This window comes from Aquisalimonas asiatica (genome assembly GCF_900110585.1).
GTDB lineage: Bacteria > Pseudomonadota > Gammaproteobacteria > Nitrococcales > Aquisalimonadaceae > Aquisalimonas > Aquisalimonas asiatica.
Window position 1 is genome coordinate 444363 of record NZ_FOEG01000001.1, and the last position, 13100, is coordinate 457462.

A 13100-nucleotide genomic window follows, 5' to 3' on the forward strand; every position below is an offset into this window, starting at 1 on the left:
TCCACTCCTGGCGTTTCGTTACGCGCCGGGGACGGCCCGGTCACGCAGATAGTACTCGTCCTGCACCCTGAGCTGGTCGTCCAGCTCGAAGACCAGCGGCTGGCCCGTTGGCACCTCGACGCCGGTGATCTCCTCGTCACTGATGCCCTGCAGGTGCTTGATCAGCGCACGCAGGCTGTTGCCGTGGGCGGCGATGAGCACGGTGTCGCTGTTGCGAAGCGTGGGCGCGATATCCGACTCCCAGTAGGGCAGCACCCGCTGGAGAGTGGTTTCCAGGGACTCGGTTGCCGGCAGCTGGTCAGCGGCAAGCCCTGCGTACCGGGGATCGAAGCGCGGATGCCGTTCGTCGTCGTCGCTCAGCGCGGGTGGCGGCGTGGCGTAGCTCCGGCGCCAGACGTGCACCTGGTCGTCACCGTATTTCTCGGCGGTCTCGGCCTTGTTCAGGCCGGTCAGTGCACCGTAGTGGCGCTCGTTCAGGCGCCAGTCCTTGATCACGGGAATCCACATGGCGTCCAGTTCGTCCAGCGCGATCCAGAGCGTGCGAATGGCCCGTTTCAGCACGGAGGTGTAGGCCATGTCGAAGCGATAGCCGTGGGCCCGCAGCAGTTGTCCGGCAGCGCGGGCTTCATCCCGCCCCTGGTCAGTGAGATCCACGTCGTGCCAGCCCGTGAACCGGTTCTCCAGGTTCCATACGCTCTGTCCGTGGCGGAGCATCACCAGACGTTTCATTGAGCAGCCCTCTGTGTTGCCGAAAAACCCGGGATTCTAGCAGCCTTTGGAAATGGCCGGGAAAATTGCCGGGATAACGCCGGACGATCCGCGCTCCAGGCACGGGACCGGCAGTCCTACTTCCCGCGTGCGACGTACTGGCCGCCGAAGCGGGCGCAGACGCCCGCGTCGGTGCGGATCTCCATGTCCAGCCGCAGGCGCCCCGTGCCGTTCCCGCGCCGGGCGGCGTCCAGCTCCTCGAGCTGGCTGTCCGTCAGCCGGGCCTGTACGGTCATGTCTCCTGCAGCAGGGCGCAGATAACGGATGTCCGCCTTGCCCAGCACCAGCTCGGCTTCCCAGCCTGCGGTTTCCGCCCAGACCCGGAGCAGCGCCCAGCCGGCGAGGCTCGCCAGGGCGTGCTGACTCCCCGCGAACTGCGTATTGGCGTGGTTGTGATTGGCTGCCAGTGGTGCGCTCAGCGTCACCGTCTGTGGTTCCAGCGCCAGGACACGGATGCCCATGGCGGCGCTGATCGGGATCTGGTCGTGCAGCAGCGCCTGAAGTTCGTCGGCGGTCATGCGCCTGTCTCCATGGTCTGATCGGGCCGTTTCGCGGTCATCGAAGGTGGTGGATACGTTACCATGCGCCATCGGGCAGGGGAGCACCCCGGCCCGCGGGCAAACAGGGGAGGGTCGGCGTGGCCGCAGAAATCGAGCGTAAGTTCCTGACAACAGGGGAACAGTGGCGTGCCCAGGCGCATGCGTCCCTGGTGGTCCGCCAGGGCTACCTGGCCGGCACGGAGCGGGCCTCCGTGCGGGTACGGGCGAGTGACGAGCAGGCGTGGCTGAACATCAAGAGCGCCACGCTCGGCATCCAGCGCCAGGAATACGAATACGCCATTCCGCTGGAAGAGGCCCGGGAGATGCTGGACAGCCTGTGCAATGGTCCCCTGATCGAGAAGACCCGGCACTTCGTGCGTCATGGCGACCATCTCTGGGAGGTCGACGAGTTCTTCGGTGACAATGCCGGGCTTGTTGTTGCGGAAATCGAGCTCGGCCATGAAGATGAACCCTTCGAGCGCCCCGACTGGCTGGGAGACGAAGTGTCCGCCGACCCCCGCTATTACAACGTGAGCCTGGTTCGTCACCCGTATCGGGAGTGGTCATGACGGTCTTGCCGTCACGCTGGATTCGCGTCCACCTCGACCGGCAGGAAGCCGATCTGCTCGAAGGGCGTACGGTTCGGCGCCAGTACCCCGTGTCGACCGCATTGAACGGGCCAGGCGAGGAGGACGGCTCGTTCTGCACGCCGCGCGGGTGGCACGTTATCCGGGCACGGATCGGAGCCGGTGTGCCGGAAGGGGGCGTGTTCCGCGGGCGCCGCTGGACCGGCGAAGTCTGCACGCCGTCCCTGTACGCATCCCAGCCGGATCGGGACTGGATCCTGACACGCATCCTCTGGCTCTGTGGCCGGGAACCCGGCCGTAACCGCTTCGGCCGCGTGGACACCATGCGTCGGTATATCTACTTTCATGGCACGCCCGACGCCATCGCCCTCGGTGTTCCGGGTTCCCGCGGATGTATTCGCATGAGAAACAGTGACATGCTTGATCTTTTTGATGTGGTTTCGGCAGGAATGCCGGTGTGGTTGGGTGCGGCATCGGAGGCACCTGACCAGCCGGACCCCGGCCTGTTCCCCCGCCATGCTAACCCGGAGGTGACATGACGCCCGGCGGTTTGATGATCGGTGTCCGCGGTGCTGAGCTGACAGCCGAGGAGCGGGAGCTGCTGGCGCACCCCCGGGTGGTCGGCGTCATCCTGTTCACCCGCAACTTCGAGAGCTGGGACCAGCTGTGTGCCCTGACGGCGGCGATTCACCGCCAGGGGGAGCCTGCTCCCATCGTCGCAGTGGATCAGGAGGGCGGCCGCGTCCAGCGCTTTCGCGAACCGTGCACGGTGCTGCCGCCCGCGCGGCTCATCGGCGCCCGCCATGACCAGGACGACCGGACGTCCCGCCACTGGGCCCGGGAGATGGCCTGGCTCATGGCCGCCGAGCTGCGGGCAGCAGGGGTGGATCTCAGTTTTGCCCCGGTGCTCGACCTGGACCGCGGGTTCAGCTCCGTCATCGGTGATCGCGCCCTTCACGGCGACCCGGACAGCGTCGCCGAGCTTGCCACTGCCTGGACCGAAGGCATGCGTGCGGCGGGCATGGCGGCCACCGGCAAGCACTTCCCCGGGCACGGCGGCGTCAGCGCCGATTCCCATCTGGATCTCCCGGTGGACGACCGGCCCGTGCTTGCCCTCCGCGGCGAGGATCTGGTGCCCTTCGAGCGGCTGGTCGAGTCCGGGGGCCTGGATGCGGTCATGACTGCACATGTGGTCTACAGCGACATGGACAATCAGCCGGCGACCTTCTCCCGCCAGTGGATCCAGAACACGCTGCGCCAGGAGCTTGGTTTCGAGGGTGTGGTTGTTGGCGACGATCTCGGCATGGAGGGCGCCGCCAGCATCGGCGACTATCCGGAGCGCGCGGAGTCCGCCGTGGACGCCGGTTGCGACCTCATCATGCTCTGCAACGAACTGGATGCCATCCCCGGCGTGCTGGACGCGCTCGGCGCAGAGGTGGATCCGCAGACGCAGAGGCGGCTGGCCATGCTGCAGCCGGGCGCCGCTCCTGCTTCAAGTCTCGAGGCGCTGCACGCCACCGACCGGTGGGTGACGGCACGACGGGTCGTGGATGACATCGCGGCCAGCGCGACCGATAGCGGATAGGTCAGGGCACTACCGGCCTGAAAGCCTGTCTCAGTTCAGGAAAGCGCCATTACGTCCACTGTCGCCTGACACCGGAAGAAACGGATGCAGCAAACCATCAGCGAAACGCCCTACGCGGATCTGGGCCCGGAGATCGTACTCGATGCCGTGGACAGTCTCGGCCTGGAAGCGGACGGGCGCCTTCTGGCGTTGAACAGCTACGAGAACCGCGTCTACCAGATTGGCCGGGAGGACGGGCCGCCGCTGGTGGGGAAATTCTACCGGGAAGGCCGCTGGAGTGACGCGGCGATTCTCGAGGAGCACGCGTTCACCATCGAGCTGAGCGAGCGCGAGATTCCCGTGGTTGCGCCGCTGGCATTCAACGGCACCACGCTGCATTACTACGAGGGCTTTCGGTTTGCCCTGTTTCCCAGGCAGGGTGGCCGTCTGCCGGACCTGGACAACCAGCAGGCCCGCGAGTGGATTGGCCGCTTCATGGGGCGGCTCCACATGGTCGGCGGAATGCATGCCTTCCAGGCGCGGCCAACACTGACCAGTACGCGCATGGGGCATGATCCCGTGGCCTACATCACCGGCCACGGCCTGATACCGCCCAGCCTCGAATCGGCCTATGCCACGCTCGCGGCGGATGTGCTCCAGCGGGTCGATGCCGCGTTCGAGCGGGCAGGTGATTACGCGCACATCCGGCTTCACGGAGACTGCCACCCGGGCAATATCCTGTGGACGGACGATGGCCCGCACTTCGTGGATCTCGACGACGCCATGAACGGCCCGGCGATCCAGGACCTGTGGATGCTGATCTCGGGAGATCGCGTCGAGATGACCCGTCAGCTCGATGAGATCCTAGAGGGATACGAGGATTTCGCGTCACTGGACCCGCGCCAGCTGCATCTGGTGGAGGCGCTGCGCACCCTGCGGATGATCCATTTCTCGTTCTGGCTGGCAAAGCGCTGGAATGACCCGGCGTTCCCGCCGGCGTTCCCGTGGTTCGCCAGCGAGCGCTACTGGGAGGAACAGATCCTTGCCCTGCGGGAGCAGGCCGCACTCCTCGACGAGCCACCGCTTCAGTTGTGAGCGCCCCAAAATGCCGGAGAGTCCACCCAAGAGGCTGTCTGTAACCATGACGCGGATCAGCGCGTTCTGGATTGCGCTGCTGTTGCTCGTCATTGCCGTGCCCGCCTGGGCGGAGGTGACGGTCGAGATCCGCGGGGTGGAGGGTGACCTGCGCGATAACGTCCGCAACCACGTGGGCCAGCCCGCCAGCAATGACTCGCTGGTGGTGCGGCGTTTCGCGGGGCGCGTGAACCAGCGGGCCACCGAGGCGCTGCAGGCGCTCGGGCATTACGAAGCGGACGTCCGGGTGGAGACCCCGCGGGATAATGGTGGCCGCAGGATCGTGGTTCACGTGGACCCGGGGCCGCCGATCGTCATCGATTCGGTGGATGTCCGGATCGAGGGCGATGCCGAGACGGACGACGCATTCCAGCGGCTGCTCGCGCGCATGCCGCTGCGCGAGGGGGACACCCTTCACCACGGCCGTTACGAGTCCACCAAGCGCAATATCGAAAACCTGTCGCTCAGCCGCGGGTACTTCGACGGCCGCTTCGTGCGATCGCGCATCAACGTCAGCATTCGTGATCAGCGGGCGGAGATCATCCTTCACTACCATTCCGGTGAGCGGTACCGATTCGGCGACGTGGAATACTCCGACAACGCGCTCTCGGATGACCTCCTGGCCCGGCTTGTCCCGTTCGACCAGGACGATTACTACCACTCGGACGGCATCGCCGCCTTCAACCGCAACCTGCTGAACAGCGATTACTTCCGCGACGTGCGCGTGCGCACCAATCAGGACCGCGGCGAGGACCGGCGCGTGCCCGTGCGTGCCGACGTGCGCATGAACCGCCCCAACCGCATGGGTGTGGGTGTGGGTTATGCCACCGACGTCGGGCCGCGGATCAGGCTTAACTGGCGGAAACCCTGGGTGAACGCGGACGGACACAGCCTGTCCTCGGAAGCGGAGGTGTCGGAGGTGCGGCAGTCCGTCAGCAGCACGTACAGCATCCCCCTGACACCGCCGCTGGACCACAGGCTCCAGTTCCAGGGCGGCTGGCAGCGCGAGGAGATCGAGGACACCGAAACGGAAAAGCTGACCGCGGCGATCCAGCGGCAGCGCACGCTGACCCGTGGCTGGACCCAGACGCTGTTCCTGCGCTGGGAGCGGGAGAAGTTCGTGCAGGCGGGCGACCGGGGCGAGACCACACTCACACTGCCCGGCATGAGCCTGACCCGCACCCGCAGCCGTGGCGGGCTGGACCCCAACTGGGGGGACCGCCAGTTCGCATCCGTGGAGGCCACGCACCCGGAGTTGGGCTCGGATATCCATCTCTCCCGGATCCGGCTCGGCACCAAGTGGTTGCGCACCTACGGCCGTCACCGCCTTGTCGCCCGCGGGGATGCCGGCGCCGTCATCTCGGAGAGTTTCAGCCGGACGCCGCCCTCGCTGCGATTCTTCACCGGCGGTGACCAGACCGTGCGTGGCTACCGGTACCAGTCCCTCGCCCCGAGGAACGAGGACGGCGATCTCATTGGCGGGCGCTACCTGCTGGTGGGCAGCCTGGAGTACGGCTACCGGATCTATGATCGCTGGACCGTCGCCACGTTCTACGATGTGGGTAACGCCTTCAGCGATTTCGACGAGGACTTCCGCGAAGGCGCCGGGTTCGGTGTTCGCTGGGCCTCGCCGGTGGGGCAGATCCGGCTCGACCTCGCCTGGGGCATCAGTGAGCCGGATACGCCGTTCCGCCTGCACTTCTCCATGGGGCCGGAAATATGAGCGCGCTGCTGGAGAGGCTGAAACAGGGGTTGCGGTGGGTCGCGCGCGCGCTGGGCAGCGTGTCACGGATCATCTACATCATTCTGATCACTCTCGCGGTGATCCTGTTCTGGCTGACCATGACCACCGGCGGCGCACAGTGGCTGGCGGATCGCGCCATGGCGGAAGAAGAGCGCCTGGAGCTCGAGATTACCGGCGGCAACCTCTGGAACGGGCTGGACGTGCGCTCGCTCCGCTGGCAGGAAGAAGGGCTGGAGGTCGCCATCAGCGAGGTGGAACTGCGCTGGGATCACCTCTGCCTGCTGCAGGCGCGCGTCTGCCTGGATCTGGCGCTGGCACGCGGCGTCGACGTCACTGTGGATACCGACGCCCTGGGGGCCGCCACTGACGATGCCGATCCCGCCCCGGATGCAGACGACCCGGACGACGGTCCATTCTCGCTTCCGGTTGCCGTTGCCTTCCCGGATGTCCGGGTGCAGCGCGTTGATGCGCGCGTTGATGGCCACCGGGTGCGCTGGAGCGATCTGCGCCTGGGCGGTGAACTGTCCGGGTCCACCTTCCACCTCAAGCGTTTCAACTGGGAAACCATTCTCGCGGAGCTGGAAGAGGGCGACGAGGAGCCGGTGGCCGCGCTGGAGGACGATAACGACACCGGGAACTTCCTGGAAACGGGCTGGCAGGCACTGGAGCTCCCGGACGTGCGCCTGCCGCTCGATGTCGTGGTGGACGATTTCCGCGTGCACGAGCTGCGCGTGGTCCAGGGCAGCGAGACGTTCCTGCTCGACCGGCTGAGCGTCGCAGGAGGCCTGCGCGGGCCCGATCTGGTTCTCACCCACCTGGATGCAAGGCACGAGCAGGGACGCATCGCCGTCAACGGCAGTCTCTCGTTCATGGATGACTGGCCGGTGGATCTGGACATACGCGTCGACGCTGAAGGTTTGCCGGAGATCGGTGATCTGGAACTGCGCGCGCAACTCTGGAACAGCGTCGGCGACCTGGATTTCAGCCTCGATACCCGCGGGCCGGCGGCCATCCATCTGGAGGGGACAGTCGCCGCAGGCCAGGACAACCTGCCGTTTCGGATCGAAGGGAGCTGGGATCAGCTCCAGTGGCCGCTCGACACCGGGGAGCTCATTGCGGCCCGGGACGGCCGGCTGCGCGCCACCGGTGACCTCACCGACTACCGCATAGAACTGGGCAGCGCCATCGACGGCGCCGACATCCCCGAAGGCGAATGGCAGCTGGCCGGACAGGGCGACCTTCAGCACCTGGAACTCGAACAGCTGCAGGGCGACCTGCTGGGCGGCAGCCTGGATGTCGCCGGCCGTGTGTCCTGGCACCCGGAGATCGTCTGGGACGTGACCGCCCATCTTGATGGCATTGACGCGGACGCGCTCGTGGCCCAGGCCCCCGCGGGCATAACGGGGCGCCTGAGCACCCATGGGCGGTTCGTGGACGACGACATCGAGCTGGACGCCACCGTCGATGGCCTGCACGGCCGGGTCGAAGGCTACGACGTCCGCCTGGATGGCCGGGTACACCGCCCCCTGGCCGGTGACTGGACACTGGATGACGTCCTCCTGCGCAGCGGCGAGAGCCGGCTGGCCCTTGCCGGTACGGTGGGTGATGACGCGCTGGACCTGGAAGGCCAGGTGGATGTTGGGGAGCTGGGCGCATTCATGCCGGAACTTGCCGGCGCGCTTCATGGCGACTTCGCCATCCGGGGGCCGTTCGATGCCCCGGATATCCGTGCCGACCTGGACGGGACCGGGTTGGCGTATGGCGACCTGGGTCGCATCGGCGAGCTGGCCCTGCGGGCAAGAGTCGACGCCCTTGGTGAGCAGGACAGCGAAGTCAGCCTGGTCGCCGCTGACATCACCTCCGAATATGAAACCGTTCACCGCCTTGCCCTGGACCTGGCCGGTGACCGGGGTGACCACGTTCTGGAGCTGGACCTGGATGCCGAGCGGATCGACACGGCGTTGCGGGTCGAGGGCGGGCTGAACGACGCCCTGCACTGGGACGGCCTGCTGGCGAGCGGTGACGTTCAGCTGGCGGGGCAGGGCTGGCGCCTGGACCGTGCAACGCCCCTGGAGATCGATCCCATGGCGGCGCATGCCGCCATCGGCGCGCATTGCTGGCGCCACGAGGAGGCCAGCCTGTGCGCCCCCGAAACCATCGAAGCGGGTGCTACCGGCAACGCCGAACTCGCGCTCTCCGGCTTCCAGCTGAACTGGCTGCAACCCTGGCTGCCACCCCAGGTGGAGTTGGCCGGCGCGCTCTCCGCCGATGTCGAGGCCAGCTGGGGGGATGGCCCGCTGCCCCAGGTCCGCCTGGTGTCGGGTGTCGACGGTGGTGCCGTGCGGCTGACCGACGAGGATGCCGACGACGACGAGGTGGAACTCACCCTGGAGTACGAGCGGCTGGCACTGAACGTGGACCTGGACCGCGACGCCCTTGGCGTCGAGCTGGAACTACTGTCCGAAGCATTGGGCAGCATGCGCGTGGATGCCCGCACCACCGTCGAGAACGGCGACACGCCGTTCGGGCCACTGGAGGGCAACGTGGAGGTGGCGTCCGTGCGGCTCGACGTCCTGGAGCCGTTCTTCCCGGAAATGCGGACCCTGCGCGGCACCCTGAGCGCGTCGGGAGAGCTGGCCGGGGAGGTCACCGATCCCAGTTACCACGGCACCGTCGAACTGGAAGACGGCCGCCTGGAGCCGCTGGCCGTTGGCGTCTCGCTCACCGATATCGGCTTGCGACTGGATGTGGACGGGCACAGCGCCACCCTCGAGGGCGGCTTCCGCAGCGGCGACGGGTCGGCCACCCTTGCGGGCGAGGCGGACTGGTCCGGGGAGCCGGTCGCCACCATCAACCTCGAAGGGGCGGGTCTGCAGGTGGTTTACGAACCCGTGGCCGACCTGCGCGTCGACCCCGATCTGCAGGTGCAGTTCGGGGAAGGGGTGTTGAGTCTGTCGGGCAGCCTGGACGTGCCCAGGGGCGACATCACCCTGGCGGAGTTGCCGGAATCGGCCGTCCGCCTGAGCGGTGATGTGGTCATGATCGACGATATGCCCGAGGACGGCGCACTGCCGGACGATGACGAAGGTGAGCTGGAAGCGCCGGGCGGGCTGGATCTGCAGACCGACATCCAGCTGACACTCGGCAATCGCGTGGAACTCTCGGGTTACGGCATCACCGGGCGGCTTGTTGGCGACCTGCGCCTGCAGCAGAGCGGTGGTAGCGTGCCCCAGGGCAATGGTGAAATCCGCATCGTCGATGGCCGCTACCGGGCTTACGGACAGCGCCTGCAGATCCGCGAAGGGCAGTTGCTGTTTGCCGGCCCGCTGGACCGGCCACAGATCTACGTGGAAGCCGTGCGCCGGATCGAGCGCGATGATGTCACCGCGGGTCTGCGGCTCGAGGGCAATCCGGAAGAGCCCAGGGTCAGCCTGTTCTCCGAGCCGGCCATGGCGGAGGAGGATGTGCTCTCCTACATCATTCTCGGGCGCCCGGCGGGTGAGAGTGGCCCCGGCGGGGAGAACATGATGGCGCGGGCCGCCATTGCCCTTGGCGTGGCCGGTGGCGGCGGCTATGCCACGGCGGTAGCGGAAGGGCTCGGCATCGAGGATTTCGCCATAGACACCGAGGGCGAGGGCGATGAAACCCAGGTGGTCATGGGTGGCTACATCAACCCCAACCTCTACCTGGGTTACGGCGTTGGCGTGTTTACGCCGGTCAACACACTGACACTGCGGTACCAGCTGGCCACCAATCTCTTCCTGGAGGCCGTGAGCAGCCTCGAGAACGCCATCGATCTGATCTACCGTTTCGAGTTCGGCAGCAGGGAATGACGGCATGACGAACGACACCGAGCACCTGCTGCTGGATGGCCGCAAGCATGCGGTTCAGGTGCGGGAGACCCGCCGGCGCACGCTGGGCCTCTACGTTTTCCCGGACGGCCGCGTGGAGATCCGCGTCCCCAAGGGCACGCCGCGGCGCCAGGCCCTGGACTTCGCCCGCGGCCGGGAAGCGTGGCTGCGGGACACACTCAACGGCCTGCCGGAAGCGCCGCCAACACCACGCTACACCGACGGTGCCCGCCATCCCTACCTGGGCGACGGGCTGACGCTGCGGGTGCGCGCCGGCAAATCGCGCCGCGCCGTTCGTCAGGGCGACCTGCTATGGCTGCGGGTTGGCGACCCCGACGATCCGGTGCGCGTGGAGCATGCGCTAAGGGAATGGTACCGCGCCCGCGCACGCACCGTGTTCGCCGAACGCCTCGCGCACTGGTACCCGGCGGTGGGGCTGCCCCCGTCCCGCATGCCGGGGCTGCGGATCCGCGCCATGCGCAGCCGCTGGGGAAGCTGCTCCAGCCGCGGGAGCATCAATCTCAACCTGTGGCTGATCCGCGCACCGCTGGTGTGCATCGACTACGTGGTAGTGCACGAGCTGGCGCACCTGCTGGAATTCAATCACGGCCCGCGTTTCTACGCGCAGATGGACCGCATGATGCCCGACTGGCGCATTCATCGGCGGTCGCTGAGAGCACACCAACGGGAATGGGGGTAGGTGAACTGTTGCCGTCAAGGGTAGGTGTTCGGTGCGGGGGTGTTCGGGAGAGGCGACTCACGTAGCTCCGGTCCGTAGGCCGTCCGGCCCGAAGGGTGGCGGCAGGGACGCCGCCATCGGTTTACAGCACAGGGATGTGCTGTAAACCGACCAGGCCGGAGGAACGGAAACTACACCTTCCGGCGGAAGGTGTAGTTGGGCGGAGTGCCGGAGCCGCTCCCGAACACCCCCGCACCGAACCCGGCGTCAGGCCCGGCGCGTTGGTCCCCTCACGCGTTCGCCGCAGCCCGGCTCGCCCGCTTGCGTTCGTTCTCCAGCAGCAGCTTCTTCCGCACCCGGATCGCCTCGGGGGTGACCTCCACCAGCTCGTCGTCGTCGATGAACTCCAGCGCCTGCTCCAGCGTCATGCGGATCGGCGGCACCAGGTCCAGGTTCTCGTCGTTGCCGGCGGCACGCACGTTGGTGAGCTGCTTCGCCTTGAGCGGGTTTACCACCAGGTCGTTGTCGCGGGCGTGGATGCCGATGATCATGCCCTCGTAGACCTCGTCACCGTGGCCGATGAAGAGCTTGCCCCGGTTCTGCAGGGTAAACAGGGCGTAAGCGAGCGCCTTGCCCGGGCCGTTGGAGATCAGCACCCCGTTGCCGCGCTGACCGAGATCCTGGCCGCGATACGGGCCGTAGTGATCGAACACGTGGAACATCAGGCCATCGCCGGAGGTGGCGGTGAGAAATTCGGTGCGGAAACCGATCAGCCCGCGGGCCGGGATGATGTAGTCCATGCGCACGCGGCCCTTGCCGTCCGGCGCCATGTTGTGCATCTCGCCACCGCGCTCGCCGAGCTTCTCCATGACGCCACCCTGGGAGGTCTCGGGCACGTCCACGGTGAGCTGCTCGTAGGGCTCCTGCTTGACGCCGTCCACCTCGCGCACGATGACCTCGGGACGGGAGACGCCCAGCTCGTAGCCTTCCCGGCGCATGTTCTCGATCAGCACGCCCAGGTGCAGCTCGCCCCGTCCGGAGACGCGGAATTTCTCCGGATCATCCGTGGGCTCGACGCGCAGCGCCACGTTGTGCAGCAGCTCCCGTTCCAGGCGTTCGCGGATCTGGCGCGAGGTCACGTACTTGCCCTCGCGGCCGGCGAACGGCGAGTTGTTCACCACGAAGGTCATGCTCACCGTGGGCTCGTCGACGGTGAGCGCCGGCAGCGCCTCGACGTGGTTCGGGTCGCAGAGGGTGTCGGAGATGTGGAGGTTGTCCACGCCGGTAAAGGCAATAATGTCGCCAGCACTGGCTTCCTCCACCTCGGTGCGTTCCAGGCCGAGGTAGTTCAGCACCTGCAGCACCCGCGCCGAGCGGGTCTTGCCGTGACGGTCGATGACCTGCACCTGGGTGTTCGTACGGACACGCCCGCGGGTGATCCGGCCCACGCCGATGACGCCGACGTAGGAGCTGTAGTCGAGCGACGTGACCTGCAGCTGCAGCGGGCCTTCCGGGTCGACCTTCGGCGGGTTCACCGCATCGACGATCATCTGGAACAGCGGCGTCATGTCGCCTTCGCGCACCTCGGAATCATCGCTGGCGAAGCCGTTCAGGGCCGATGCGTAGACCACCTGGAAGTCGAGCTGCTCGTCGGTGGCGCCGAGGCGATCGAAGAGGTCGAAGGTCTGGTCCAGCACCCAGTCCGGGCGGGCGCCGGGGCGGTCGATCTTGTTGATGACAACGATCGGGTTCAGGCCCTGCTCAAGCGCCTTCTGCAGTACGAAGCGGGTCTGCGGCATGGGGCCGTCCACTGCGTCCACCAGCAGCAGCACCGAATCCACCATGGACAGCACGCGCTCCACCTCGCCGCCGAAGTCGGCGTGGCCGGGCGTGTCCACGATGTTGATGCGATAGCCGTTCCAGAGAATGGCGGTGTTCTTGGAGAGAATGGTGATGCCGCGCTCGCGCTCCAGATCGTTGGAGTCCATCACGCGCTCCGTCTGGGGGGCGCGGGCATCCAGGGTGCCCGATTGCTGCAGCAGGCGATCCACCAGGGTGGTCTTGCCGTGGTCAACGTGGGCAATAATGGCGATGTTGCGAAGATTTTCGATCACGTCGGGTACGTCCGTGGGTCGCTAACAGAGTGGAGCGCCATCGGTACCGACGGCGCTGCTGCTGGTCAGAGGGTCAACAACTGACGGGCCGGCCCGGTTACATGGGCCGGCGGTGGGCGC

General features: G+C 66.9%; 10 protein-coding genes. 7 read left to right on the top strand and 3 right to left on the bottom strand.

Features of this window, described 5'->3' with window-relative positions; translation table 11 throughout:
• Positions 1-18: 18 nt before the first annotated feature.
• Together gpmA and BMZ02_RS02155 are read right to left on the bottom strand one after the other, a co-directional pair.
• Positions 19-720: a 2,3-diphosphoglycerate-dependent phosphoglycerate mutase gene (gpmA, locus tag BMZ02_RS02150; protein WP_216110680.1), complete on the bottom strand. Its 702-nt coding sequence runs from the start codon at positions 718-720 to the stop codon at positions 19-21.
• A gap of 125 nt (positions 721-845) precedes the next feature.
• Positions 846-1286, bottom strand: a complete 441-nt coding sequence (locus tag BMZ02_RS02155) for a YiiD C-terminal domain-containing protein (RefSeq protein ID WP_171909772.1) — start codon at positions 1284-1286, stop codon at positions 846-848.
• A 119-nt stretch (positions 1287-1405) separates the two neighbouring features.
• Between BMZ02_RS02155 and BMZ02_RS02160 the strand changes: the two genes are divergently transcribed.
• The 7 genes from BMZ02_RS02160 (at position 1406) to BMZ02_RS02190 (ending at position 10887) form a co-directional block, all read left to right on the top strand.
• Positions 1406-1876: a CYTH domain-containing protein gene (locus BMZ02_RS02160; RefSeq protein WP_091639529.1), complete on the top strand. Its 471-nt coding sequence runs from the start codon at positions 1406-1408 to the stop codon at positions 1874-1876.
• Complete coding sequence (locus tag BMZ02_RS02165; protein ID WP_091639530.1) at positions 1873-2433, top strand: L,D-transpeptidase; 561 nt, start codon at positions 1873-1875, stop codon at positions 2431-2433. Before BMZ02_RS02160 ends, BMZ02_RS02165 begins: the two co-directional genes overlap by 4 nt.
• Positions 2430-3479 (top strand): beta-N-acetylhexosaminidase, encoded by a 1050-nt coding sequence (gene nagZ / locus BMZ02_RS02170; RefSeq protein WP_091639532.1) that lies wholly within the window; start codon positions 2430-2432, stop codon positions 3477-3479. The genes BMZ02_RS02165 and nagZ overlap by 4 nt, the downstream gene beginning before the upstream one ends.
• 84 nt (positions 3480-3563) lie before the next feature.
• A complete protein-coding gene (locus tag BMZ02_RS02175; protein ID WP_091639534.1) occupies positions 3564-4553 on the top strand; it encodes a serine/threonine protein kinase in 990 nt (329 codons plus the stop codon).
• Positions 4554-4599: 46 nt separating this feature from the next.
• The gene (tamA, locus tag BMZ02_RS02180; RefSeq protein ID WP_171909773.1) at positions 4600-6315 is read left to right on the top strand and encodes an autotransporter assembly complex protein TamA; all 1716 of its coding nucleotides are present in this window, start codon (positions 4600-4602) and stop codon (positions 6313-6315) included.
• A complete protein-coding gene (tamB, locus tag BMZ02_RS02185; RefSeq protein ID WP_091639537.1) occupies positions 6312-10169 on the top strand; it encodes an autotransporter assembly complex protein TamB in 3858 nt (1285 codons plus the stop codon). Before tamA ends, tamB begins: the two co-directional genes overlap by 4 nt.
• A gap of 4 nt (positions 10170-10173) precedes the next feature.
• Entirely contained in the window at positions 10174-10887 is a 714-nt protein-coding gene (locus tag BMZ02_RS02190) for a M48 family metallopeptidase (RefSeq protein ID WP_091639538.1), read from the top strand.
• A 269-nt stretch (positions 10888-11156) separates the two neighbouring features.
• On the opposite strand, the gene typA is transcribed toward BMZ02_RS02190, so the two are convergent.
• Entirely contained in the window at positions 11157-12980 is a 1824-nt protein-coding gene (gene typA / locus BMZ02_RS02195; protein WP_091639540.1) for a translational GTPase TypA, read from the bottom strand.
• Positions 12981-13100 lie beyond the last annotated feature (120 nt).

Excerpts from the sequence above, each read along its gene's own strand:
- BMZ02_RS02155 (WP_171909772.1), bottom strand. The coding sequence starts at position 1,286 with ATGACCGCCGACGAACTTCAGGCGCTGCTGCACGACCAGATCCCGATC.
- BMZ02_RS02165 (WP_091639530.1), top strand. The coding sequence starts at position 1,873 with ATGACGGTCTTGCCGTCACGCTGGATTCGCGTCCACCTCGACCGGCAG.
- nagZ (WP_091639532.1), top strand. The coding sequence starts at position 2,430 with ATGACGCCCGGCGGTTTGATGATCGGTGTCCGCGGTGCTGAGCTGACA.
- BMZ02_RS02175 (WP_091639534.1), top strand. The coding sequence starts at position 3,564 with ATGCAGCAAACCATCAGCGAAACGCCCTACGCGGATCTGGGCCCGGAG.
- tamA (WP_171909773.1), top strand. The coding sequence starts at position 4,600 with ATGACGCGGATCAGCGCGTTCTGGATTGCGCTGCTGTTGCTCGTCATT.
- tamB (WP_091639537.1), top strand. The coding sequence starts at position 6,312 with ATGAGCGCGCTGCTGGAGAGGCTGAAACAGGGGTTGCGGTGGGTCGCG.
- BMZ02_RS02190 (WP_091639538.1), top strand. The coding sequence starts at position 10,174 with ATGACGAACGACACCGAGCACCTGCTGCTGGATGGCCGCAAGCATGCG.